Raw genomic sequence first — 26,076 nt, 5'->3', positions numbered from 1 at the left:
ATCAGTTAATAAGGAAAGCTGAATTGAGTGTGCATTTTGGAAATGCTTAAAATATGCAAACCGAGGCGCCACATTGAATCGACCATGATGCAAAGCACCAAAGCACATATGGCAACAAAAAATCATGCGTACACATAGTTTCTTTATGACTAATGCAAAAAACCCCTGCTGCATTGCGCAAACAGGGGGTTTTATCTCTTTGACTACGAAAATTGAGCTATTCAGCTCAGTGCAGTAGTCTTATTGTGCGGAGGAAGTTGGTTTACTTTTTGTCGCTGTCATTGCTTCAGACTTAGTTGCGGCATTTGCTTTGGCTAATTCTGCGCGTTGTGCCGGATACCAGGAAAAGCCTTCCATTCCAATCTCTTCCCCCTGAGCACGTGCTTGTTTCAGCTCTGCAATCACCTCAGCCCGAGTTTTAGGCGATGTTGCTGCGTCTTCAGCAAATGCCATATTTGCTGCGCTCAAAGATAACAAAGCCACAGCCAAAAGAGTTTTCGTATTCATTATTCATCCCATCATTAACAAGTTATAAAAATCATACTTACTAACAACTCTTGCAATTAACATGAGGAGTGATGTTTTGAATTCACTTCTCATACGAACTGCGGTGCTAATAAGTATGTTTGATAAACAATTTTTATAGCTGTTTATCAATGAAGTGATTTTATGCTTTTCCCATTTAACAAAAAAGATTCCAATCAGGAATATACTATTGCGAAAAATGGAACAATAAGGGACTTGAAAATGGATCGACTGCAATCAATGCGGATTTTTTCCAAAGTAGTTGAGCAAGGCGGCTTTGCAAAAGCAGCAAATGCATTAGACATGTCGAATGCCGTCGTTACTCGCTCCATAGCAGACTTAGAGACTCATCTTGGAACACGATTACTAAACAGAACTACCCGCAAGTTATCTCTGACAGAAACAGGACAAATTTATCTGGAAAGAGTTCGGCAAATTTTGGCAGATATTGACGATGCCGATGCAGTAGCGTCTTATTCAGCCAAAAAACCAAGTGGAACGCTACGCATATATTCGGTACCCAGTTTCGGAAAAACCCAACTGGCGCCAATTTTGCCTCAGTTCATCAAAGAATTTCCTGATGTCATTTTAGACATCAAAATATCAGCGCACCAAGCGGATCTGGTCGAAGAAGGAATTGATGTCGGTTTTTTTCTGGATTTACAAAAAATTGATAGCAGCATGATCGCCAGAAAATTATCGACATCAGAAATTTTGTTATGTGCCTCTCCTGAATATGTCAGAACACATGGTGCACCAATACATATAGAAGATATATCCGATCACCAATGCCTTAATTTTGGTTTTGACTTTATGCGCGATCAATGGACAATCAAGTACAAAAATGAACCATCATTGCCGCCAAGAGAAATCCCAATTCACACTGCAGTGGTTTCCAATAGCGCGGACATTCTCAAGGAATGCGCTCTAAATGGAATGGGACTTGTGCTTGGCTCATCATTTGCGCTTGGTGACGATTTGCGTACAGGACGTCTGATCAGGTTGTTTCCTGAATATTTTTTTGGCAGCATCTCCGTTTCTATGGCCTACCCCAGCCGGAGATTGCTGTCTGCTAAAGTCCGAAATTTCGTCAACTTCGTCGTCGCTCAATTTCCTCATCCCGATACTGATTGCTGGATACTGAAGCAAGAGTAAGAGTTAATAGATAAAAATCTATCGTACTTAAAAGAAATCAGATAGGTACACTACATTAATGCGGATGGTCATCATCAGGACGATAGGCTGGGTCAATGTGCGTCATCAGATTTAATACTCTATGTCGCTGCATTACCCGTTCACGGGCTAACACTGCAATATGATGCCCGGCTTCAACAGTAATATCTGCATCTACTTCAATATGAGCATCAACGATAATCATGTCACCCATTTTGCGTGCGCGCACATCATGGCTTCCTAAAACGCCTGGAGTCTCAAGCAAAGTCTGGCGGATGGACTCGACTTCCTGATTATCGATTGATCTATCCATCAGATCATGCAAAGCATCCCAGCTGAATTCCCATCCCATTTTGACAATCATCAGTCCAACAATAAGCGCAGCAATCGGATCAAAAATTGGGTACCCCATTAGATTACCAATGATCCCCAGTCCAACAACCAGTGATGACGCTGCATCAGAGCGTGCGTGCCAAGCATTGGCAACTAGCATACTGGATTTTACTTGTTGAGCAATCTTCAACATATAGCGGAATAAACACTCTTTTGCCAATAACGCACCGATTGCTACGTATAAGGCAGTGATATGAACAGCTTGTATGGACTCAGGTGTTGTCAGTTTCAAAAAAGCTGCCCACAGCATGCCTAGTCCAACTCCAAGCAACAACAAACCGATGAACAAAGAAGCGCCAGTTTCAAAACGCTGGTGTCCATACGGGTGATCATCATCTGCTTCTTTTTGGCTATGATGATTGGCAAACAACACGACAATATCGGCAACAAGATCAGACAAAGAATGGATACCGTCTGCAATCAAGCCCTGAGAGCGCGCCAATATACCGATCAAAATTTGCAGAGATGCCAGTAAAACATTCACTACCACACTAACCCACGTACTACGCGCAGCGGCCTTGGCTCGGGCAGACTGAATCTCCTGACTATCTTCAGTATTTGTCTCAAAGTCGATATTTTGCATGTGAATTTTAGTGTGGGTGTTTATTAAAGCATTTTAGCGATAGTCAAATACATCTCGATGACAACATTGACAATGCGGTGGCGTATCGTTAAAACAATTCCGTACTGAGATAAATAGGTCAGATAAAAGGCTGCGCATATTATCTCAAAATTGCGCTATGAAGTTACTCACCAACGGCAAATGCTGCGAAACCCCATGTACTTATTACAGCCCACCCATCGCCTTCACACATATAAATAGACTTTATCTGGGATAATAAATGCATAGTCCATCATCTTCCACCATTTCTGCCAACCAATGAGCTGTTTATGAAATATCCCGCTGTACTCTCGTTTCGAGATGTTCTGCCCAATCTCGCACAATTCGACACGATCATTGATGTACGCAGCCCTGGCGAGTTTGCTGAAGATCATATACCCGGTGCCGTCAATTATCCGGTATTGGATGATGAACAGCGGGTAAAGATTGGCACTATGTACAAACAATGCGGCTCCTTTGAGGCAAAAAAACTCGGCGCGGCGCTGGTTGCACGCAATATTGCCAATCATATAGAAACTCAACTACTCAAACATCCCCATCATTGGAAACCATTGGTTTATTGCTGGCGTGGCGGCAACCGTAGCGGCTCTATGGCACATATTCTTGCAAAAATCGGCTGGCCAGTTGTGCAAGTAGACGGTGGATACAAAGCCTACCGACATCATGTGAACGAAATGATGAGTACCTTGCCACAAACACTCCACTTTATTGTTTTGTGTGGACCAACTGGTAGCGGTAAAAGTCATATGCTGCGAAAGCTGAACGAAAAAGGGGCGCAAGTATTGGATTTGGAAAAAATCGCAGCGCATAGAGGTTCTGTGCTGGGCTCTTTACCGACATGTCCACAACCATCTCAGAAAAAATTTGAAACGATGTTGTGGGATCACCTGCGCAATTTCGATCCAGCCTTACCGGTATTCATTGAATCTGAAAGTAAAAAAGTAGGAAACCTGCGCGTCCCGGAAGCACTGATGACACAGATGCGCACATCCCTGTGCGTGAATATTGATTTGAGCATGCCAAACAGGGTGCAACTACTCATGAATGAATACGATCACTTCGTTCATGATCCCGTTGGACTGAATAAGCGTCTCAATTATCTGACCCAATTACATGGCAAAGACAAAGTAGAACAATGGCACCAATGGGCAACGGAGGGGCGAATGGATACTCTGGTAGAAGATTTGCTGTTCCGACATTATGATCCTGCCTATTCAAAATCGATCAGACAAAATTTTGATTGCTTCGCTCATGCGCTGAACATTACCATCAAAGATATTTCCGATCAGGCGTTTGAGGAGGCGATAACGACTTTGCTGGCGAAAACATCTTCCGTACATCACGCCTGATCTTGCCTGATTTCAGTTTATTTCCGATTATTCTTTTTATAAAAACATACAATGTCAGAGCTTATTACGCCTCAGATCAGATTGACAGAATTTTCCCATGGCGGCGGCTGTGGCTGCAAAATTGCACCAGGTATATTGTCGCAAATTTTAAAAAATACCGGTGGACTTCCACTTCCGAAAGAATTACTGGTTGGCATAGAAACATCAGATGATGCAGCTGTTTATCAATTAAATGATGAACAGGCATTAATCGCTACCACCGATTTTTTTATGCCTATCGTTGACGATCCGTTTGATTTTGGGCGGATCGCTGCGACGAATGCCATCTCAGACGTCTATGCAATGGGCGGCACCCCCATCATGGCGCTTGCGCTGGTTGGCATGCCGATTAATCTGCTTCCCATCGACGTTATCGGGCAAATTCTCAAAGGTGGAGAGTCTATCTGCACCGCTGCAGGCATTCCGATCGCAGGTGGACACACGATTGATTCGGTAGAGCCGATTTATGGATTGGTTGTCATGGGTTTGGTGCATCCCAAAAATATCAAACGTAATGCAGATGCTCAGGCAGGTGATCAGCTCATTTTAGGTAAGTCACTTGGCGTCGGCATTCTGTCTGCTGCTTTAAAAAAGAACGCGCTAAATACCTCCGGATATGAAGCACTCATCAGCAATACGACCAAACTGAATACTCCCGGAAAAAAGCTGGCACTACTTCCTGGAGTACATGCCATGACAGATGTAACAGGGTTTGGCTTATTAGGACACCTGCTTGAGCTGGCTCGTGGCTCCGGATTGTCCGCTACTGTCGACATCAAATCGGTCCCCCTGCTGCCTCATGTACGTGATCTGGCAGCCAGTAACTATATTACTGGCGCGTCTGGCCGTAACTGGCAAGGATATGGTCACGAGGTAAAATTATCATCAAGCATCACTTCACTAGAGCAAGCACTGCTGACAGACCCGCAAACAGCAGGAGGCCTGCTAGTTGCTTGTTCACCTGAGACTGTTGAACAGGTACTGGCAATTTTTAAAGAAGAAGGTTTTTCTGACGCTACCGTCATTGGCAATATGCAAAAAGGAATTCCTGAAGTATCTGTTATCTGAAGCAGACAACAAGTCGATATTTGCCTGATGCATTTCGCAAACAATAGGCAGGTTCATCAAACTGAAAAATTCAGTATATTCATCAGGACTTACGCAGAATTGTCCCGACAAGATGTCGCGACGAGGGCAGTAAGCGCTTTCGCGTCAGTCCTGTTCATTTTCCAATCAACATGAGGTATGTATGGCTCGTCCTTTTATGATCAATCTTCGTTCAGCGCTTACGACTGTTACGATAGCAATCGCCGCAAGCATGGCCGCCGGCGTAACTCATCTGGCCAACGCGCAGCAAGTATTACGTGTATCTGCCATCCCCGATGAAGCGCCAACGGAACTGCAACGTAAATTCAAACCACTGGGAGCGTACCTCGAGCAAAAACTGGGGATGAAGGTAGAATTTACTCCTGTCACAGATTATGCGGCGTCTGTTGAAGGTCTGATCAACAATAAACTGGATATGGTCTGGTTTGGCGGCTTTACATTTGTCCAGGCAAAAGTTCGCAGCGGTGGCAAAGTTATCCCATTGGTGCAGCGTGAAGAAGACGAAAAATTTAAATCTGTGTTTATTACAACAGATAAATCGATCAATAAACTGGAAGATCTGAAAGGTAAAAATTTCAGTTTCGGCTCTGAATCATCCACATCGGGCCATTTAATGCCTCGCTCGTATTTGCTGGCAGCCAAAATAAACCCGGATACTGATTTGAAGCGCATCGCATTTTCTGGCGCACATGATGCCACTGTCGCTGCGGTATCTGGTGGCAAAGTCGATGCTGGCGTATTGAATATTTCTGTCTGGGAGAAACTGGTTGCAGCAGGAAAGGTTGATACGCAGAACGTACGCGTGTTCTACACCACACCGGGATTTTACGATTACAACTGGAGCGTTCGCTCAGATATGAACCCCGTGGTACGTAAAAAAATTACGGATGCTTTTCTGGCATTGAGCAAAAATGATCCGCAAGGCAAAGAAATACTGGAATTGCAGCGCGCCAGTAAATTCATTCCAACCAAAACAGAAAACTACGCAGCCATTGAAGCAGCAGCACATAATGCCGGTTTACTGAAATAATTCTTCATCCGTTCACCACTCGCCAGCTTTGCGTCGTCGCTGATGCAAAGCTGGCGTCTTTGATATTTCCATTTCCAGGCATGACATTCCAACTCCAGGCAATTTGCGTTCAACATCCGGAAGCACAACAAGTGCTGGCACTACAAGACATCACGCTATCCATACAAGCAGGAGAGCAGTTGGCGTTGATAGGACCATCGGGCGCAGGAAAAACCAGTTTGTTGCACACACTGGCTTGCGCCATTCAACCGACCTTGGGGAATATGCATGCGTTTGAAACAGAACCTTGGAAGGTGAAGAATAAGGAGCGTCATCAATTACGTTCGCGTTTATTTCTGGCACCACAAACACCACCGCTGCCACCTCGCCAACGTGTCATTAATGCGGTACTGGCAGGCAAACTGCCACAATGGAGTACGTGGAAAGCCTTATGTTCGCTCATCAAGCCTGCAGAACCATTGCTTGCCTATGAAGCCCTATCCCATTTTCATTTACAAGAAAAACTCTATGCACGAGTGGACAGGCTCTCAGGGGGAGAACGCCAGCGCTGCTCGATGGCACGCGCCTTAGTGTCGAACGCAGAAGCTTTTCTGATGGATGAGCCATTGTCGGCGCTTGATCCTGTGTTAGCAATACAAACCCTGAATGTACTGCAAACCGAAGCACGTCAGAGGCAGGCGGTGCTTGTTTGCAGCCTGCATCAGGTCGAATTGGCACGGCAGTATTTCCCTAGAATAATAGGACTATGTCATGGTCGCATTGTATTTGATGAATCTAGCAATAACGTTACGGATGAGATGATTGCGTCGCTATATAAGATGGGTAATCAACAGCAAATAATGCCCTCGCCTCCATCAGAGCCTTCGCACACACTGAAGGCCAATTCTGTAATTTCACGCTGCTGATCTATCAATTCGGACAGCTATCTAACATGATCCATAAGAAATTGAACCAACATGGCTACGACCATGACCCTGCGTGGCGAGGTCGTGTAACGGCGGTGATATTTTCCTGCATACTGCTCTGGCCCATGCTGGTCATGACCGAATTTTCACCGTGGGTGCTACTGGACAAACAAAGCTTGCACGCAAGCGCTAAATTTATTATCAGTTTTTTTCCTCCCGCACATTCAATAGAATTTCTACAGTTGGCCCTGACAGCCTGCTGGGAAACCGTTGCCATGGCAACAGCGGGTATGACGCTAGCACTATTGGGCGCGATTCCGATGAGCTTACTGATCACGGAAAATTTTTCGCTGTCCCGTTTAGGTACCGGAAAAGTTGCTCTGCTTCCTTCGATGTTCCGCCAACTGATTCGCTGGTTCCTCATACTGTTACGCAGCGTACCGGAATTGGTGTGGGCACTATTATTAGTCAGAATTGTAGGATTAGGGCCAACGGCAGGTGTTGTCGCAATCGCACTTAGCTACTGCGGCATGCTCGGCAAAGTCTATGCAGAAATATTAGAATCAAGCGACGATAATGCTTGCAATAGCCTTTTACGGAATGGCTGTGGTCGAATGACAGCATTACTTTACGGCGCATTACCCGAATGCGCCGCTGAACTCACCTCCTACACTGTATATCGCTGGGAATGTGCAATCCGAGGTTCCGTTGTCATGGGTTTTGTCGGCGCAGGTGGGCTTGGACAGCGCATGGAAGAATCCATCAAAATGATGGCCGGTGGAGAGCTGTCGAGCATGCTCATCATGTTTATTGCTCTGGTTGCCGTTGCCGATGGTGTATCAGGTATGTTGCGCAGGAGACTTGTCTGATGGCGCCGATTCAAACTCATCTTCCTGCTGCACCCGGCATACAATGGTCCACACGATTATTGCTTCTGGGCCTGGTGCTTTTGATCGCTGCGAGTTTTCTCTCTCTGTCTCTGCATTGGTCTGATTTTTTCAAACTGGAAGCAATTCAAACTACCAAAGAATTTTTATCTGGTTTTTCTCCACCTGAAACAGACGCTGGATTGTTGAAAAAAACGGCCTTAGCGACATTAGAGACGCTATCCATGTCTGCGATCGGGACACTGATTGCCGCTCTGGTTGGCATTTTAATTGCCTTACCTGCCAGCGGACGACTTGGCAAAGCAGCTCATTTTTGTACTCGTGGAATACTTAACATATTGCGCTCCATTCCTGAACTGGTCTGGGCATCGATATTGCTGATCACCGCCGGACTAGGACCTTTTGCTGGCACCCTCGCTCTCGCAGTACATACAACAGGCGTGCTTGGCAGATTATTTGCAGATGCATTTGAAAACTGCCCTCCTTTACCTGAAGCCAGCCTGAGGATCAATGGTACACATCCGATCGCTGCTTTTTTGTATGCCACTCTGCCTCAAAACATCCCGCAAATGCTTTCGTACAGTTTATATCGCTGGGAAAACAATATCAGAGCCGCAGCTATTTTAGGCGTAGTCGGCGCAGGCGGTCTGGGACAAATGCTGAAATACCACCTCTCGCTGTTTCAAATGCACCAGGCAGCAACTGTGATTCTGGCAATGCTGGGAATGGTCGCGATAGTAGATGCCATCAGCTTTGCTCTACGTAAAAAAATGATGTCCTAACAATTGTTGACATTAGGCAACAATGATTTGTAATAACCTTGCTACTCGCTAGGTATGCTAGGTATACAAGTGATCGATAAGTGCTTGCTCCTCTCATTCGCTTTATCAACGATGTATCAAAACATCATATGTTGTATTGCGTATTGGTTGCCATCAGTAAAACTTGACCTATTTCTATAAAAGAGTATTTTGAAATTCAATCAGTGCTTTTCGGTCAGTATCGGCGAAAACCATTTTTCATATCAAGATTGCACTCTTCAGATTATGAATTTATTTTCCTGAACAAAGCAAGGTCGGTTATCTAGTCATACCAAGCACTTTAATCAAGCCGGCGAAAAATAAATAACATGCGATTAAATGTTTTTGTCAGTCCTTCGTCAAATCACACTGGAAAATAAATTATGTTGAAGAATATTGCGATCAGAACCAGGCTTATTTTCGTACTCTCAACGCTCAGCGCTTTGGTGTTCGCGATTAGTCTCGCTGGTTTTTACAGTCTTAGCTCCAGTAATGCCTCGATCAAAACAGTGTATGACGACCGTTTGGTCGCGATGGGGCAACTGGATGTTGTTATCAGATTGATTCTTCAAAATCAATTAATTGCTGCCAAAGCCGTTATTGACGCACCTGAAAAAACTCCTCAGGCTTTGGAAAAAATAGAAGCCAACAAAGTCAGAGCAAACAAGGTCTGGGACGAATATATGGCGACCTATCTGACTGAGGAAGAAAAAGTATTGGCAGACAAATTTGCGAGCCAACGCAAACAGTTCCTTGAGCAAGGACTTAATCCAGCCGTTGAAGCATTACGCGCAAATAATTCAGAAGAAGCAAAAAAACTGATCCTAGGCCCGGCAGAAGAAAAGTTTCAGCTCATGCGCGAAACAATGAATCAACTAATACAATTACAGCTGACAGAAGGTAAATCTGAATATGATAAATCACAAGATTTTTATGCTACTTTTCGCCTGACAGCAATCAGTTTTCTTGTATTTGCGATTGCCATCGCCATCATCATCGGTACCTGGCTCATCAAAAGTATTTCCAATCCTCTTGATTATGCGGTTCGCATTGCACGCAATATCGCAGCCGGAGATCTGGGGCAAACCATTCACGTTGATTCCCGCAATGAAACTGGTGTATTGCTATCAGCGCTATCAGATATGAATCAGAGTCTGATCAGTATCGTTGGTGAAGTCAGATTGAGCACAGATACCATTGCCACAGCCTCCAGCGAAATTGCCACCGGCAATATGGATTTATCTCAACGGACAGAGTCTCAGGCAAGCTCGCTGGAGGAAACTGCCTCGTCGATGGAAGAGTTGACCTCCACAGTTAATCAAAATGCCGACAACGCACGACAAGCAAACCAACTGGTGATATCGGCGTCGCAATATGCCAGCAAAGGTGGTGAAGTTGTCAGTCAGGTAGTGTCCACAATGGGGGCGATTAAAGAAAGCTCTCGCAAAATTGTTGATATTATCGGTGTCATTGATGGAATTGCGTTTCAGACGAATATTCTTGCATTGAACGCCGCAGTAGAGGCAGCGCGGGCAGGTGAGCAGGGACGCGGCTTTGCGGTGGTCGCCTCAGAAGTACGCAATCTGGCACAACGCTCCGCCAGTGCGGCCAAAGAGATAAAACAGTTAATTGATGACTCTGTGATCAAAGTCAACGCCGGCGGTGTATTAGTTGATGAAACTGGCAGTACCATGGGGCAAATTGTCACCTCAGTCAAACAAGTCGCAGACATTATGAATGAAATATCTGCTGCCAGTAGCGAACAAAGTAATGGTATCGAACAAGTCAACATTGCCATCACGCAAATTGATCAAGTCACACAACACAACGCTGCGCTGGTCGAAGAAGCTGCTGCTGCCGCTCAAAGCCTGCAGGAACAAGCTGACAAACTTACCAATGTTGTTAGTATCTTCAAAATAAACCAGACAGGCACATCTCCCGCCCCTTTGTCAGGCTCGCAATCCAGGCATGAACAACAAAGCAAGGTAATACGGATTGGCATGTCTTAACCAGATCGTTCCTCTGCATAGCTGCCGGCTCAACGCTTGGGCCGGTCAATGTAGTAAAGCTTGCCGTGAACAGTAAAATAATGCCGGCAATGATCATTTCCATCACGATGGACCGCCTCAATGGTGCAAAAGCTTCTCGCTCACCGTGACGTAACCGGGGCGTCAGACGATATTTGTTGTAAGCGGCAAGTCCTAACAGTAGTGATACGAAGATCAACTTCAGCATCATCAATTGACCATATTCTGTCTGCCAGGCATTAATAGAAAATCCCTGCAATACCCATAACACACTTATTCCGGCAAATAACAGAATGCCGACGACGAACATCGCATACTTGCCAAACTGATGGACAATCAATGCGCCCTTTTCCGCGTGCTGCTGACGTGCAATGTGCAATAACGGCCATAAGCTTCCTAACCAAAAACTCACTGACAGTAAGTGCAGCATAATGAGTAATTGCGCCATCATACTCGCCGCACCTTCGACTTCATTCACATGCCCGACCATCGCAAATGATACGGGTATCAGAATGGCGCTTAGCAGTGGCACAGCAACATGGAGTTTTCGTGCACCAGAATTCGCCCAGACTGCCAGCAACAGCAAACAGGGCAAGCGCCACATCAATGCCAATCCTTCTTTGGAAGCGAGCACCATTTGCAGAAATTGAACATTCCAAAGGCCCTTGAGATCGTCGCTGAGCATGGCGCTCATCAAAAAAATGCGCGAGATGGAAAGCACTGCGGCGATGAGTGCCATGAAACCAATAAAGCGTCTCATCTTATGGACTTCGGAGGTGCTCAGATGAACAGCGAATATCATTAAAAAGAAGACAGTTCCGCTCGCGGTGAGGCAGCTGCCATAGGTCACAGTTTTGGTCAGGATGGAGCATATTTGCCATCCATCTATAGTGACCAATAATTGTGTGAGCGAAGTAGTCAAACCTATTTTCCGGTGATCGTAAAGGAGATACTTCCTTTCATCGGATGTCCGTCATCAGACAAGGTGCTCCATGTGGCAAGGTATTTCCCTGAAGTCAGCGCAGGCAATACAACTGCGAAATTCTTCGCGCTTTGACCACTTTCAACTTTTAACGGGATGGCATCCTGTCCATTCTGTAATTTCAACATCACCAACTTGGTTGGATGCGCAAAGTTCAGATGAATTGCTTTCGGCGCAGTGGAAAGCACAACGTTATTGGCTGGCGAAGTATTTTCCAGCATGGCATGGGCAGTTGCTTGCCCTGAATGCATCGCGCAAAAAATAACCATTACCATCCAGATATGTTTCATCATCGTATTACTCCATTCGTACTGAATATGATTTTAATATGATTAAAATATGGCTTATTGAATGTGGACTATTTTGCTGGCAAGAATCGCCACCCTCTGCAACATCCAAAGAAATTACTCAAAGCGATGACTTGTCAGCGGGGAGATTGATGGGATATTGATATCAGTGACGCGTCAACAGTCAACATACTGCAGAATTCATACTGCGTGAAAATTTTCTTTGCAGGCAAACTCGATTCAATATACCTCCCCCCCATTTACCACGCTAACAACCAGAAACAATGCTGAGAAATTCTATTCTCAGCAAGACATGCGCTATTTGAGTTTTACAATCATGTTCCGAAAATTACAGATCGCCCCATCAATACAAAATAGTATATATTTCTACAAATATGTTAAATACTCTTCAAAATGAAATGGATACTACTGATCACCAGCCTGCCTACCGAAAACGCTACGGTCAGAATGCGCGCCTGGCGGGCACTTAAAACCTCTGGTGCTGTCGTTTTACGCGATGGCGTTTATTTGCTGCCAGACCTACATCAGTGCCGAGCAACGTTGGATACGGTTGCAGGAGATGTGATTTCCGGCGGAGGCACAGCAATGGTTTTGCTTGTAGACCAACCGGATGAGGTGAATTTTGCCGATCTATTCAAGCGCCATCAAGAATTCAGCGCTTTATTAGCCGATATAGCCAAAGCGCAAGATGCCTTATCGCATGACTCTGCACATGATGCGCTGAAGCAAGCTCGCAAATTACGCAAAGGATTTGCAACGCTGGCAGAAATTGATTTTTTCCCCGGAGAGGCACAGGCACACGCCAATGCAGCGCTACAAACACTGGAACTCAATATTGCCAGAGCTCTTACGCCAGATGAACCACATGCTACTACGGCAACCATTCCACGATTATCCATTGATGATTTTCAACGACGTCGCTGGGCCACACGTCGCAGACCTTGGGTAGACCGCCTTGCCTGTGCCTGGTTAATACGTCGCTTTATCGATCCGTATGCGCAATTTCTTTGGCTAACATCTCCGGAAGATTGTCCAACCGATGTGCTGGGTTTTGATTTTGACGGTGCAACTTTCAGCCACACCACAAATTACGTTAGCGTAGAAGTCATGTTAGAGAGCTTTGGATTAACTTCTCCGGCGTTACAACAATTAGGCGCTTTAGTACATTACCTTGATGTAGGCGGCGTCGAAACACCAGAATCAGCCGGAATAGAAAGCGTGCTGGCAGGTTTACGCTCAACGATCACAGACGATGATCAATTAGTGCAAGCCGCCAACAGCGTCTTTGATGGCCTACTGGCGACATTTCAAACCAAGGAAAACAGCAAAGGAAAAATCTCGTGACTGCCCCTAATCCATCGGCTATATCCGATTCTGTGACTCCAGCGATATCTCCCCACCCCGCCAGCGCTGATCCTTTAGTGCCTATGCATCACCCTCTCTATACTCTATGGCAACTGACGATATATTTTTTGCGTCTGGGCGCTCTCGGTTTTGGCGGCCCCGTAGCATTAGTAGGCTATATGCACAGAGATCTCGTTGGTGAACGTCAGTGGATCACGGAGGAAGATTACAAAGAAGGATTAGCGTTAGCACAGCTTGCACCGGGGCCGCTGGCTGCACAATTAGCAATCTATCTTGGCTATGTACACTATCGCATAACAGGCGCGACGCTGGTCGGCATTGCCTTCGTACTGCCTTCGTTTCTGATGGTGGTCGGTCTGGGTTGGGCTTATATACATTTTGGTGGATTGCCATGGATGCAATCTGTGTTTTATGGCGTGGGGGCGGCAGTAATCGGTATCATCGTCATGAGCACAAAAAAACTGACGCAAAAAAGTGTAGGCAAAGACAAACTACTCTGGACAATCTATCTCATACTGGCCGCGGTGACGGTCATCACCGAATCAGAAATAGCTTGGTTATTTATTGCCGCCGGTATTCTGGTATGGCTCCTGCGCGCGCCACCAGCATGGCTGCGTTCAGGTAAATTAAACGCAGCTGGCTTGACACAAATACCGCTGACATTCGCATTACTTGGCAATGTTGAGTTGTCACTGCTATCGCAAATTGCCGTATTTTTTGCCAAGGCAGGCGCATTTGTATTTGGTTCAGGTCTGGCGATTGTTCCTTTTTTGTACGGTGGCGTAGTCACCGTACATCACTGGCTGAACGATAAACAATTCGTTGATGCAGTTGCTGTTGCCATGATCACGCCAGGCCCGGTTGTCATTACAGTAGGCTTCATCGGCTATCTGGTAGCAGGCTTACCAGGCGCGACGGTAGCGGCTTTGGCAACCTTTCTCCCCTGCTATCTGTTCACCGTAATTCCAGCACCGTATTTCAAGAAATACGGAAAAATCCCCGCAGTACTGGCTTTTGTCGATGGCATTACTGCTGCTGCAATTGGCGCAATTGCGGGTTCCGTTATTGTGATCGCCAAACGCTCCATCATCGATATGCCGACAGCATTAATCGCACTGACAACGATTGTGCTGTTATGGAAATTTAAAAAACTTCAAGAGCCTATGGTCGTTGCAGTAGCAGCTATTTGTGGACTATTGATATTTCCACTACTTTCGCATTAACTACAACTCGCTCTATAGACACTGGCGAGAAGTCACTTCAATATAGTGACCGCTATGAAAGCGAATATAAGTAAGAACCTAAATGTTGATTTGGCAATTAAAAATTATTCGCCATAAGATTCGTCATTGTCAGATAACGAGAAGTAGCCTCCTCATAGTCACGGTTATGTATATAAAAGACGTGACATGACAGATTTTTATCATGTCACGATGATGGCATGAATGATTAAAAAATTTTGCTAATTGTCATCACCAAAGCAGTTCTCCCTAGAAACTTCCCGTTCGCAGGAGACGCATAGCTTGTCTCACTGGCATTCGTACCAACTACCGCCAAAGCCCCTGTCAAGACACCAAAATCTTTGGTGAGACCGATTTTCCAATCCGTATAACTGCTGGCACTGTTGTTTTTCACCTGTTGACGCCCTGCATGGATGTTCAACGTCAGCCCTGTCGCGACGTCGATGTTAGCCCCCAGATCGAGATAGCCACTGTTTTTACTGTCAGCAATACCGAATAAATTGGTGACGGCATGTGAATACTTCACGTATGCCGGACCATAGCTCAGTTGCCCGTAAACCTCGGTGGTATTCGCATCAGTGGCCAATCCATTGGAAGGATAAACATAAGTCAGAACACCAATGTCGTAGCTGATGTCTTTGTTTATCTCACCACGGCGACCAGCATACAGATCCGCTTCAAGATTACCGCCGCCGCCAGCATCTTTCGTCCACTTAATGCTGGAAAACCATGCACCCGCATACAATCCGCTAGGATTATGAACGTAATCAGCACCGCCTTGCAAAGCTGCTTGCAGACGTGTTTGCGAAATACCGCGATAACGGTAGTCGGAAGTCAGCGCAGCATTAAAACTGACTTCGTTGTCCGGCTTCATTTCAGGTTTGACTTCCTGCGCCTGGACATAGCCCACAGAAAATAAGGTCGGGAAAATTGCTGCAACAAGTATTTTTTTCATAGCACTTCCTTTCATGATAACGACAATGTCGTTCTGGTTGATGTTCGTCGTCCATCGCAAAATTCAATTAGCTGAGTGACGAAAAACATATAAAAACTTAAATTACAGGCGTGCAGACGCCCCTCCGGCGAGCAGATTCTGGCGCCGGATACTCAAAAAAAAATGGAAAATCAGCTAGGTAATAACAATCGGTAACCAACCGCTGTTTCGGTCAGCAGATAACGTGGCTGGGTCGGATCATCTTCTAATTTATGTCGCAGATAGCGCATGTAAATGCGCAGATAATGGCCACTTTCTGCATGCGATGGTCCCCACACTTCGCGTAATAATTGCGGGTTAGTCACGACCCGGCCAGCACTATTGATTAGCGCACTCAGCAGACGAAATTCAGTCGGGGTGAGTTTGACGATGATGCCTGCTTTCGTGACCATACGCGCCTGCACATCAACTTTAACGTCGCCAAACTGAACGACACCATCTGGTGTACTACCGGGTTGACGCTGACGCCGCAAAGTTGCCCGCACCCTCGCCTGCAATTCACCGACACCAAATGGTTTCGTCAGATAGTCGTCGGCGCCAGCATCCAGTGCTTTGATTTTTTCCGCTTCGCTCACTCTGGCTGACAACACGATAATGGGAACGCCTGACCATCTGCGTACGTCCTTAATAAAGTCGATACCGTCACCGTCAGGCAGCCCAAGATCAAGAATAATCAGATCAGGCTGGCGGGTACCGGCATCGATCAACCCGCGTTGTAAAGTACCGGACTCAAACACCTGCCAGCCACCTTCTTCTAAAGAGCTGCGGACGAAGCGGCGGATTTGCGGTTCATCTTCCACCAGCAAAGCGGTGGGCAGAGTGGCATTGTGTTCTGACATAGGCGGCGTCGATGCTGATGTGTTCATACGGATAATGGTCATATCGGATTGCTGCTGCCGATGGTGTGTGCTTCTTGGTTCATGAGGCTCATGATTTCCATGTCCGGCATATCTGGCGGATTTCCTAATGGCAGAGAAATGATAATACAGGCACCGCCATCGGGCGACACACCAGCGTGGATACGCCCTTTATGGGCTTCAACGATAGCGCGACAGATGGCCAGCCCAAGACCCACACCCGGTTTAGAGGATTCTCTTTCACCACGGGTGAATTTTTCAAACACGGCCTCTTCTCTGCCCTGTGGCAGACCCGGCCCATTATCAAATACCTTGATATCGATGTCGGCTCCGCTGGTTTCAGCACTGAGGGTAATACGGGAACCAGCCGGTGTATATTTCGCTGCATTTTCCAGCAGATTACAAAGCACACGTTCTATCAGCACGGCATCAAAATGAATTAACGGCAAATCCTCTGCCATGATAGTCTGCACCTGATGCTCTTTCAGTTGTGGTGCGCAGATACGGATAGAGCTGCCGATCACCTCTTCCAGTGGCTGCCATTGCAGATCCAGTTTGATTTCACCACTCTGTATGCGTGCCATATCTAACAGATTGGAGACCAGCGCACTCATACGCAAGGTTTCATCATGTAAGGCATGCGCCATTTCTTTCTGGCGATCACTGAGCGGCGGTGTTGACATCGTCAGCGATTCGGAAATTCCTACCAGCGAGGTCAGCGGCGTACGTAAATCATGTGACAGCGCGGCCAGCAAGGAATTACGTAAACGCTCGGACTCCATGTGCACCAGCGCATTCTGTGCCACCTCAATGTAATGCAGACGCTCCAGCGCAATCGCCGCCAGCGCAGCAAATGTATCCAGCTGCTGCCTTTGTTCGGGTATCAGTATCCAGCGACGATTATCAGGTTGTATCGCTAATAATCCGCGTGTACGCATAGGTGCCACCAATGGCAGATAAAAGAAATTGCTGGCAGGCAGAGTGTCGGTGCCGATACCTGCGGTTTCGGCTTTATCAAAAGCCCATTGCGCTATCCCCATATCCAGACCGGGAACTTCAGGTGACGGCGGCTGTAATCGGCCTTCATCGTCAGGTAACAAGAGTGTCGCGTTCGCCCGGAACGCACGCTGTATGATGGCCTGGGTTTTATCAGAGATCTGCTCGCCCTGTAAAACGCCAGATAAATCACGGGCAAATTCGTATAAGGCGCGGGAGCGGGATTCTCTGCGTGAAGCGACTTTCGCCTGATACCGCAAACCCGCAGTGAGATGTCCGGTAATCAGCCCCACCACTAACATCACGACAAACGTCATGGCGAATTGCAGATCACTAACGGCAAATGAAAAACGCGGTGGCACAAAAAAGAAATCGAATGCCAATACGCCCACCACCGTTGCCAGCACAGATGGCCCCCGGCCAAAACGCACAGCGACCAGCACGACCGTCAATAAAAACAACATCGCAATATTGACCAGATTAAAAATGTCGAGCAATGGCGTCGCCACCAGCGCTGTCGCTATACTTGCCAGCGCGGCCAGCAGATAACTCCGTATCTGGTTTCGGTTGTATCGATTGGCAGCCGGAATGCGTTTATCCGGTGAGTGCATCGCAACAGATTCCGCCGCCATCTCTGACAGCGAATCCTCATGATCTGATGCAGCGCGACCAATTTCTATCAGATCAATATGCGGCGCTAATGCAGCGACTGTCCTCGCATACGACGTCGTCCACGGTAACCGACGTGACAGGCGTGACTGCCGCCCCATCACGACACGTGAAAAATTCTGTCCGTTCGCATAATCAACAATTGCCTGCGCAATGTCATTACTGAATAACACCGCAGTGTTGGCACCCAGATCCTGCGCCAGCTTCAGACTTTTTAAAATGCGTTCACGCTGCGCTGCCGGTAACTTTTGCAATGCTGGTGTTTCGATATAAATGGCATGCCAGACTGCATTCATCTGCCCCGCCAGTCTGGCCACACTACGGATCAGATGATCTGCGCCACGCCCAGATCCAACACAAGCAAGCAATGCGGCATCCGTTTTCCAGACCGTGTTGATCGATTTTTCAATTTTATAGGCGCGGACGTCGTCCTCTACCCTGTCGGCAGTGCGGCGCAAGGCCAGCTCACGCAACGCGATCAGATTTCCTTTGCGAAAAAAATTCTTCGCAGCGCGCTCTGCCTGCGGTATCTGATATACCCGCCCTGATTTCAGCCTGGCTAACAGTTCATCGGCAGGAATATCGACCAGCACCACTTCATCGGCTTCATCAAACACGGTGTCCGGCACGGTTTCTGCCACCCGTATACCGGTAATACTGCCGACCACATCATTCAGACTTTCTAAATGCTGGACATTCAGGGTCGTGTAGACATCGATGCCAGCATCCAGCAATTCTTCGACATCTTGCCAACGTTTAGGATGGCGGGAACCGGATGCATTCGAGTGTGCCAGCTCATCCATCAGTATCAGTGGCGGATGTCGCTCAAGCGCAGCGTCGATGTCAAACTCGGACAGCACTTTGTCGCGATAAGGAATATTCCGGAGCGGTAAGACATCCAGACCATGAAGCAATGCAGCGGTTTCTTCCCTGCCGTGGGTTTCTATCACGCCGACTAATACCTGACGACCATCCGCTATCAGTTTCCGCGCGGCGGTCAGCATTGCATAGGTTTTACCAACACCGGCAGACGCGCCGAAGTAGATGCGCAACTTACCACGCGCAGCACGGCGCTCCTGCGCCTGCACATGTGCCAGCAAGGTATCGGGGTTAGGACGCTGATCGCTATTGATGGCCATCGTTATTGTATTTCTCTTGAAAATCAGTCAAAGCAGCTGAGTGACAGAATTGACGGAAGCGCAGCATTCGCGCACTTCCGTATCACATCAAATTTCTGCAACATGTTGCACTATTTATTTTTCTTCTGATCCAGCGCCAGGTTTAACGCCAGAACATTGACCCGTGCTTCGCCAAATAAACCGATCACCGGATGTTCGGCAAGTTCATCAATCAGGTTACGCACCTGGTCTGTTCCTATCTGACGCGCATGCGCCACACGAGACGCCTGATAATACGCTGCAGCAAGGCTGATGTCAGGATCCAGCCCACTAGCAGAGGCCGTTACCAGATCGACCGGTATTTTGGCCGTGTTTGCAGGATCTGCTACTTTCAGGGCATCGATACGTGCTTTGACGGCATCCGTCTGAGCCTGATTGCTCGGACCAAAATTGCTACCGCTGGAAGCAAGAGGGTTGTTTGGCATAGGGCCAGTAGCGGAAGGACGCCCCCAAAAATACTGTGGCGAGCTGAAAGCTTGTCCTATCAGAGAGGAGCCAACAATTTTCCCCTCTTTCCGGATCAGACTACCTTCCGCTTTATCTGCAAAAGCGATCTTACCGACGCCGGTCAGTGCAACTGGATAGAGCACGCCAACCAGAATTGACAGGCTGCAAAAAAGCATGAATGCAGGACGCAGGGTGTTAGTGAATGAGTTCATAAATATTCTCGATTTCTACGTTAAGCCAATTGCAATGCGGTCAGAATCACATCGATCAGTTTGATACCGGCAAATGGCAAGAGAATGCCGCCAAGGCCATAAATCAACAGATTGCGACGCAATAACAGCGATGCACCGATCGCACGGTATTTCACGCCTTTGAGCGCCAGCGGAATCAGAAACACGATGATCAGGGCATTAAATATCACCGCAGACATGATGGCAGATGACGGGCTGGTCAGATGCATGATGTCCAGCGCTTTTAATTCCGGATAAGTCGCTACAAATGCGGCCGGAATAATCGCAAAATATTTAGCGATATCGTTGGCGATAGAAAAAGTCGTCAGGGAGCCACGCGTCATCAGCATCTGTTTACCGATTTCCACGATCTCCAGCAACTTGGTCGGATTCGAATCCAGGTCCACCATGTTTCCCGCCTCTTTGGCGGCCTGCGTACCGGAATTCATTGCCACCGCCACATCCGCCTGTGCCAATGCGGGCGCATCATTAGTTCCATCACCAGTCATGGCCACAAGGCGACCGTCGGACTGATAACTGCGTATCAGTTTGAGCTTATCTTCCGGCGTCGCTTCTGCCAGAAAATCATCGACACCCGCCTCTGCCGCAATCGCTGCTGCCGTCAGCTTATTGTCGCCGGTAATCATGATGGTTTTAATTCCCATACGACGCAACTCGGCAAAGCGTTCCTTGATGCCACCCTTGACGATGTCTTTCAGCTCTATCGTTCCCATCACCCGGCCATCGTCCACCACAACCAGCGGCGTACTGCCGCGACGGGAAATGTCATCGACGGTTTTCGCGACTTCCAGCGGAAAGGAACGTCCCATCGCCTCGACAAATTTTCTGACTGCGTCAGCAGCACCCTTGCGTACGATGCGTTCGCCGATATCAACGCCACTCATACGGCTTTGCGCAGTGAACTGAACAAACTGTGCGTGGAGTGAAGACATTTCCCTTTCACGCAAATTAAAGCGTTGCTTTGCCAGCACCACGATACTGCGTCCTTCCGGTGTTTCGTCGGCCAGCGATGCGAGTTGCGCTGTGTCTGCAAGTTCGGAAGGCGTTACGCCGGGTGCAGGGAAAAACTCAGACGCCTGACGATTGCCTAAAGTAATCGTGCCAGTTTTGTCGAGTAACAGAATATCCACGTCCCCGGCTGCTTCAACCGCACGACCTGAGGTAGCGATCACATTTGCCTGCATCATGCGACTCATGCCCGCCACACCAATGGCTGACAACAAGCCACCGATGGTTGTTGGGATCAGGCACACTAACAGCGCAATGAGTACCGTGATAGAAATGGGCTGTGAGGTCATTCCCAGCGCTTTGGCCGCATCGACACTGAACAATGAGAACGGCAGCAGGCTTACCGTCACCACCAGGAAAATAATGGTTAAGGCAATCAGTAAAATAGTCAGCGCAACCTCGTTTGGTGTTTTCTGACGTTTAGCGCCTTCGACCATGGCGATCATACGATCGATAAAGCCCTCGCCCGGATTCGACGTCACACGCACCACCAGCCAGTCGGATAACACCCGGGTACCGCCCGTTACGGCAGAAAAATCGCCACCAGATTCACGTATCACTGGGGCAGACTCGCCTGTGATTGCGCTCTCGTCAACGGTGGCAACACCCTCTATCACTTCGCCATCGACCGGAATAACATCGTTGGCTTCGACTAAAAAGACATTGTCTTTACGCAGATCTTCCACCGCCGCTGGCAGCCAGGTGGTGCCATGTTTAGGAATGGCCAGCTTTTTGGCCATGACCGTTTGCTTCAGCGCCCGCAATGAGGCTGCCTGTGCTTTGCTGCGCCCCTCTGCCAGCGACTCAGCAAAATTGGCGAACAGGACAGTGAACCATAGCCATACGGAAATGGCCAGAATGAATCCGGAACTGGCTTCCCCCTGACCAAACAGGGATTGCAAAAATAACAGACTCGTCATCACACTGCCCACATAGACGACAAACATGACCGGGCTGCGCAACTGTGTACGTGGGCTGAGTTTTCTGAAAGAGTCGGCAATTGCCGGGCCTATCAGACTCGCATCAAAGAGCGGAAGACGAGGCTTGCCGCCGGTTTGTACTGCATAGTCAGTCCCTATGCTGGTGCGATCGTTGCTGTGATCCGCGGAACCGGCTTTGTTATCAGAACTTCTTTTGACATTGGTACTGGACATCAGATTTCCCCTCAATTCTTAGCGTGGTGCAACATTTGCAGATGTTCGGCGACCGGCCCTAAAGCCAGTGCTGGCACATAGTTCAATACGCTGATCAGAACCACGGTGCCTGCCAACAAGGCGATAAACATCAAGCCATGCGTAGGCATCGTGCCAGCATTCACTTCCAGACGTTTTTTAGCCGCCAGCGAACCGGCAATTGCCAATACGGGCACAATCATGGCGAAGCGCCCAAACCACATCGCAATCGCCAGCATGATGTTGTAGAAAGGTGTGTTGGCACTGATACCGGCAAATGCGCTACCGTTATTGTTGGCGGCAGAGGTAAATGCATACAACACTTCAGAAAAACCATGCGCTCCCGGATTCAGAATGCCGGCACGACCAGCCTCTGTCATGACTGCAATCGCGGTACCTGCTAACACCAGTACAGGCGTAACCAATATGGCGACCGAGGTCATTTTCATTTCATACGACTGGATTTTTTTACCCAGATATTCAGGCGTACGACCTATCATCAGACCAGCAATAAATACCGCGAGGATGGCAAAAATCAGCATGCCGTACAAACCCGAGCCAACCCCGCCGAATACAACTTCACCAAATTGCATCAGTGCGACAGGGACAAGACCGCCGAGTGGCATTAAGGAGTCATGCATGGCATTCACCGCGCCACAAGAAGCAGCAGTAGTCACTGCGACAAAAAGTGAAGATGCACTGATACCAAAGCGGGTTTCCTTGCCTTCCATGTTGCCACCTGACTGCAGGGCGCTGCTGGCCTGATCAACATTCATCGCTGCCAAAACAGGATGTGTCTGCTGCTCGGCCACCATCACACCGACCGTCATCACAACGAACAGTAATGTCATCGTCGCCAATACGGCCCAGCCTTGTCGCTGATCGCCGACCATGCGGCCAAATGCAAAACACAAGGCTGCCGGTATCAGAAAAATTGCGATCATCTGAAAGAAATTGCTCAAAGGCGTAGGATTTTCATAAGGATGTGCAGAGTTCACATTGAAGAAGCCGCCACCGTTGGTTCCCAACAGCTTGATCGCTTCTTGCGAGGCAACTGGCCCCATCGCCAGTGTCTGTGCGCGGGTTGTCATCTCTTCCGTTACAGGTGCGCCTTTGCTGTCTTTTAAAGGCTGACCATCCGCGCCAGTCTTAGGCATGCTATAGGTCACGGCATCGGCTAACTGCACGTCTTTGTATGCCGAGAAATTCTGCACCACGCCTTGTCCCATCAGGAAAACAGCGAAGATTACAGACAAAGGCAGCAACAGATATAAGGTCGAGCGCGTGAGATCGACCCAGAAATTACCTATGGATTTGGATGAGTGCGCAGCGAAACCGCGTATCAGGGCGAAGACCACGGCAATGCCAGTCGCCGCTGAGAAAAAATTCTGCCCGGCCAACGCCAGCATCTGCGTCAGGTAACTCATCGTTCCTTCACCGACGTATCCTTGCCAGTTCGTGTTACTGACAAAACTGACCGCTGTGTTAAAGGACGAATCAGCACTGACATTCGGCATCGCTTGCGGATTCAGCGGCAACCATAATTGCAATCGCTGTATCGCATAAACAAACAAGGTACCGAGTACATTAAATACCAGTAAGGCTAAGGTATACCCTTTCCAGGACATACCTTCGTCTGCTTTGACTCCAGCGAGTTTATACATGCCTCGCTCTAACCAGGCCAGCCATCGCATTCCGGGCACTGACGCTTTGCCATCAGCAATTTTTGCAATCAGTATCCCTAAGGGATACGACAACACCAGTAATCCCGCTAAAAATACGATTAATAGAATAAGCGCTTGTGTCGTCATCACAGTTCCTCTGCGTTCAATAACGCGATCACCAGATACACCAACAAACCTGCGGCAATCACAGCACCGCCGATATAAAACATGTTCATGACTTCGCTCCTAATTTTTCACACACCAACATCAGGATCCAGATCATCAAAAAACAGATGACTATCCCGCCTGTATAAAGAATGTCCATCAACACTTCCATCACTTCTCTCTCCCGGTTTTTCTACACAATGGAGAATAGACAAAAGTACCTAAGAATTTTGTTAAAACTCAGGACGAAGCTGTAAACAAACTGTAAAAATTGGGCTAAAGGCCAGGTGAACGTAGCATTTAATTAGTATCGAACAACCGCATATTGCGGTGAACCATAGAACGACACCTTACGTGTTGAACATAGCGAAGTATGTTGGAGTAACTAAATGGTATTTCCCTCAATAACCAATATCCTTATAAATCAATGAATTAAAAATTAATTACCTTTTACATTACCTAAAGCTTCTGGCACTCACCAGGTCACGGCAAACGCAAGCCTGGCCTGATCTTAAGCACTGACGCATATTTGAGTCAAAAGCGCCCCATTTTGAGGGCAGACGTGGGGGGGGGATGTCTGCGCGCCAAGGATTCCAATGTATATAGGGTTTACGCATAACTGACTCGGCAAGGCGCGAGCGACACAGGCAGTACTTGTTAGCTGCGGCTTAGTTGGGGCGGTTTTGCGTAAGTCCTATCAGCTTTGAAACGTGATAGAGCAACTATCAAAGTCAAACAGTCAGTACAAGTCCACTTACACTTTGTTGCGCATTGATATAAAATACACAATTAATTGATTGACATGATTTTTACGGTCATGCACCATCATCCGGCTTAATGCAGCAATTGCACACTGTCTTCATGCCTGGCGCATGTGGATATGCGGCTTCGTTCATCCACCCTATTCAACTTCATTTGCTTACATGAAAAAATCAACTACCTTTGGCGCTATTCGTTTGTTGTCAGCAAGTCTGGCACTGTCTTGTCTGGCAGCACCTGTGCTGGCGGCGGACTATAGTCCTTATCCCAAGGCCGGTATTTATGATGCCAGCGATAAAGGTTTTGAGCGTCTGCTAACAGTCAAACCTGACGGCAAATTCACACTCGAAGTTTCTGAAAAAGGTAAGCCAGGCAATTTGCGCAGCGGGGCCGGGGAAGGCAAATTATCCGATGCACCTGGCGGATGGAACTTTAGCGAGGGACGTTGCACCATGACCTTGAAACGTGCTGCCGGTGGCATGCAATTGCATGTAGAGGCATGTGCAAGTTCTTGGGGGGATGTACCCTTTGATGGTAAATATGCATTCCAGGGTGAGGAAGTTGCTGCCGCTCCTGTCAAACCAGCATTAGTTACTGCACCGTCACCCAAAGCAGCTGCACCAGCTCCTGTCGCAAGCACTATGCCCGCCCCGGTTGCTGAGCACGGTGGCGCGGCGACGACAGCCACCGCCCCCACCAGCACGATGTCACTGTCGCGCAAGGAATGGAAAGATAAATGGGGCAACGTTACGGCCGAATTCATCACGGGCCACTTTGTGCAGGTATTGGCGCAACGGTCCGGTGACACCCCGACAGGCCCTGGACTTGATCATTATTCAAATGCGGCAGTTATTGTCGATACCATTAACGACTATGAAAAGGCCACTGCTGCAGAGATGGCAAAACCGCCTTTGAAACAGTACGCACTTCCTTTGCCAGTTGTCACAGCCAAAGAAGGCGTAAAATTTGAAACCGAATGCAGTTATGGCAAATCTGCCATGGCCTTTGTAATCAGTATCGACAGCTTTGGGAAAGGGAATATTCTCACCCGCAAGCGTGTCAGTGGTTGGATGCTGGATAACAAGCTGCAACTGACTGAAGTGAAACCCGCCAGCAAGGTCAAATGCCCACAAACAAGTGCTTTCTATTGAAGAGCCCTTGCA

At 47.8% G+C, this 26,076-nt stretch carries 22 protein-coding genes; 11 read left to right on the top strand and 11 right to left on the bottom strand.

Features of this window, described 5'->3' with window-relative positions; genetic code table 11:
- Nucleotides 1-240: 240 nt before the first annotated feature.
- The gene (locus ACO0LB_RS06695; RefSeq protein WP_423047747.1) at nucleotides 241-507 is read right to left on the bottom strand and encodes a DUF4148 domain-containing protein; all 267 of its coding nucleotides are present in this window, start codon (nucleotides 505-507) and stop codon (nucleotides 241-243) included.
- Between the two features lie 162 nt (nucleotides 508-669).
- Between ACO0LB_RS06695 and ACO0LB_RS06690 the strand changes: the two genes are divergently transcribed.
- On the top strand, nucleotides 670-1,680 hold the full coding sequence (locus tag ACO0LB_RS06690; RefSeq protein ID WP_423047745.1) for a LysR family transcriptional regulator: 1,011 nt from the start codon (nucleotides 670-672) through the stop codon (nucleotides 1,678-1,680).
- Nucleotides 1,681-1,735: 55 nt separating this feature from the next.
- Here ACO0LB_RS06690 and ACO0LB_RS06685 read toward each other — a convergent pair whose 3' ends face one another.
- On the bottom strand, nucleotides 1,736-2,674 hold the full coding sequence (locus ACO0LB_RS06685) for a cation diffusion facilitator family transporter (RefSeq protein WP_423047744.1): 939 nt from the start codon (nucleotides 2,672-2,674) through the stop codon (nucleotides 1,736-1,738).
- 308 nt (nucleotides 2,675-2,982) lie between these two features.
- Here ACO0LB_RS06685 and mnmH point away from each other — a divergent pair, with 308 nt between their 5' ends.
- From mnmH to ACO0LB_RS06650, 7 genes are all read left to right on the top strand, one after another.
- Complete coding sequence (gene mnmH, locus ACO0LB_RS06680; RefSeq protein WP_423047742.1) at nucleotides 2,983-4,062, top strand: tRNA 2-selenouridine(34) synthase MnmH; 1,080 nt, start codon at nucleotides 2,983-2,985, stop codon at nucleotides 4,060-4,062.
- Between the two features lie 51 nt (nucleotides 4,063-4,113).
- A complete protein-coding gene (gene selD, locus ACO0LB_RS06675; RefSeq protein ID WP_423047740.1) occupies nucleotides 4,114-5,169 on the top strand; it encodes a selenide, water dikinase SelD in 1,056 nt (351 codons plus the stop codon).
- A gap of 196 nt (nucleotides 5,170-5,365) precedes the next feature.
- Nucleotides 5,366-6,238, top strand: coding sequence for a putative selenate ABC transporter substrate-binding protein (locus ACO0LB_RS06670; RefSeq protein WP_423048065.1), 873 nt, complete (start codon nucleotides 5,366-5,368; stop codon nucleotides 6,236-6,238).
- Nucleotides 6,239-6,318: 80 nt separating this feature from the next.
- The gene (locus tag ACO0LB_RS06665) at nucleotides 6,319-7,143 is read left to right on the top strand and encodes a phosphonate ABC transporter ATP-binding protein (protein ID WP_423047738.1); all 825 of its coding nucleotides are present in this window, start codon (nucleotides 6,319-6,321) and stop codon (nucleotides 7,141-7,143) included.
- A gap of 26 nt (nucleotides 7,144-7,169) precedes the next feature.
- Nucleotides 7,170-8,012 (top strand): PhnE/PtxC family ABC transporter permease, encoded by an 843-nt coding sequence (locus ACO0LB_RS06660; RefSeq protein ID WP_423047736.1) that lies wholly within the window; start codon nucleotides 7,170-7,172, stop codon nucleotides 8,010-8,012.
- The gene (phnE, locus tag ACO0LB_RS06655; protein WP_423047734.1) at nucleotides 8,012-8,812 is read left to right on the top strand and encodes a phosphonate ABC transporter, permease protein PhnE; all 801 of its coding nucleotides are present in this window, start codon (nucleotides 8,012-8,014) and stop codon (nucleotides 8,810-8,812) included. Before ACO0LB_RS06660 ends, phnE begins: the two co-directional genes overlap by 1 nt.
- 401 nt (nucleotides 8,813-9,213) lie before the next feature.
- On the top strand, nucleotides 9,214-10,839 hold the full coding sequence (locus ACO0LB_RS06650) for a methyl-accepting chemotaxis protein (RefSeq protein WP_423047732.1): 1,626 nt from the start codon (nucleotides 9,214-9,216) through the stop codon (nucleotides 10,837-10,839).
- On the opposite strand, the gene ACO0LB_RS06645 is transcribed toward ACO0LB_RS06650, so the two are convergent.
- Both ACO0LB_RS06645 and ACO0LB_RS06640 read right to left on the bottom strand, forming a co-directional pair.
- Nucleotides 10,742-11,617 carry a CopD family protein gene (locus ACO0LB_RS06645; protein WP_423047730.1) on the bottom strand — a complete coding sequence of 292 codons (876 nt, stop codon included), beginning with the start codon at nucleotides 11,615-11,617 and terminating at the stop codon, nucleotides 10,742-10,744. The two genes, ACO0LB_RS06650 and ACO0LB_RS06645, sit on opposite strands and share 98 nt — an antisense overlap.
- Before the next feature lie 164 nt (nucleotides 11,618-11,781).
- On the bottom strand, nucleotides 11,782-12,132 hold the full coding sequence (locus tag ACO0LB_RS06640) for a copper resistance CopC family protein (protein WP_423047728.1): 351 nt from the start codon (nucleotides 12,130-12,132) through the stop codon (nucleotides 11,782-11,784).
- Nucleotides 12,133-12,540: 408 nt separating this feature from the next.
- Between ACO0LB_RS06640 and ACO0LB_RS06635 the strand changes: the two genes are divergently transcribed.
- Nucleotides 12,541-13,491 (top strand): chromate resistance protein ChrB domain-containing protein, encoded by a 951-nt coding sequence (locus ACO0LB_RS06635; RefSeq protein WP_423047726.1) that lies wholly within the window; start codon nucleotides 12,541-12,543, stop codon nucleotides 13,489-13,491.
- Between the two features lie 83 nt (nucleotides 13,492-13,574).
- On the top strand, nucleotides 13,575-14,735 hold the full coding sequence (locus tag ACO0LB_RS06630) for a chromate transporter (protein ID WP_423048064.1): 1,161 nt from the start codon (nucleotides 13,575-13,577) through the stop codon (nucleotides 14,733-14,735).
- A 226-nt stretch (nucleotides 14,736-14,961) separates the two neighbouring features.
- Here the strand turns inward: ACO0LB_RS06630 and ACO0LB_RS06625 are convergent, their stop codons facing one another.
- From ACO0LB_RS06625 to kdpF, 7 genes are all read right to left on the bottom strand, one after another.
- Nucleotides 14,962-15,708 (bottom strand): TorF family putative porin, encoded by a 747-nt coding sequence (locus tag ACO0LB_RS06625; RefSeq protein ID WP_423047724.1) that lies wholly within the window; start codon nucleotides 15,706-15,708, stop codon nucleotides 14,962-14,964.
- A gap of 170 nt (nucleotides 15,709-15,878) precedes the next feature.
- On the bottom strand, nucleotides 15,879-16,586 hold the full coding sequence (gene kdpE, locus ACO0LB_RS06620) for a two-component system response regulator KdpE (protein ID WP_423048062.1): 708 nt from the start codon (nucleotides 16,584-16,586) through the stop codon (nucleotides 15,879-15,881).
- A gap of 38 nt (nucleotides 16,587-16,624) precedes the next feature.
- Nucleotides 16,625-19,408: a two-component system sensor histidine kinase KdpD gene (kdpD, locus tag ACO0LB_RS06615; RefSeq protein WP_423047722.1), complete on the bottom strand. Its 2,784-nt coding sequence runs from the start codon at nucleotides 19,406-19,408 to the stop codon at nucleotides 16,625-16,627.
- 110 nt (nucleotides 19,409-19,518) lie between these two features.
- A complete protein-coding gene (gene kdpC, locus ACO0LB_RS06610) occupies nucleotides 19,519-20,106 on the bottom strand; it encodes a potassium-transporting ATPase subunit KdpC (protein ID WP_423047720.1) in 588 nt (195 codons plus the stop codon).
- 20 nt (nucleotides 20,107-20,126) lie between these two features.
- Nucleotides 20,127-22,307 (bottom strand): potassium-transporting ATPase subunit KdpB, encoded by a 2,181-nt coding sequence (kdpB, locus tag ACO0LB_RS06605; RefSeq protein WP_423047718.1) that lies wholly within the window; start codon nucleotides 22,305-22,307, stop codon nucleotides 20,127-20,129.
- 11 nt (nucleotides 22,308-22,318) lie between these two features.
- Nucleotides 22,319-24,136 carry a potassium-transporting ATPase subunit KdpA gene (kdpA, locus tag ACO0LB_RS06600; RefSeq protein WP_423047716.1) on the bottom strand — a complete coding sequence of 606 codons (1,818 nt, stop codon included), beginning with the start codon at nucleotides 24,134-24,136 and terminating at the stop codon, nucleotides 22,319-22,321.
- Nucleotides 24,136-24,225, bottom strand: coding sequence for a K(+)-transporting ATPase subunit F (gene kdpF / locus ACO0LB_RS06595; protein ID WP_423047713.1), 90 nt, complete (start codon nucleotides 24,223-24,225; stop codon nucleotides 24,136-24,138). The genes kdpA and kdpF overlap by 1 nt, the downstream gene beginning before the upstream one ends.
- 852 nt (nucleotides 24,226-25,077) lie before the next feature.
- Here kdpF and ACO0LB_RS06590 point away from each other — a divergent pair.
- Nucleotides 25,078-26,064 (top strand): hypothetical protein, encoded by a 987-nt coding sequence (locus ACO0LB_RS06590; protein ID WP_423047712.1) that lies wholly within the window; start codon nucleotides 25,078-25,080, stop codon nucleotides 26,062-26,064.
- Nucleotides 26,065-26,076 lie beyond the last annotated feature (12 nt).

Source organism: Undibacterium sp. SXout7W, assembly GCF_049339385.1.
Taxonomy (GTDB): domain Bacteria; phylum Pseudomonadota; class Gammaproteobacteria; order Burkholderiales; family Burkholderiaceae_D; genus Undibacterium.
Note: the sequence above shows the minus strand (reverse complement) of the source record. Positions and strands in the feature narration are given on the sequence as shown.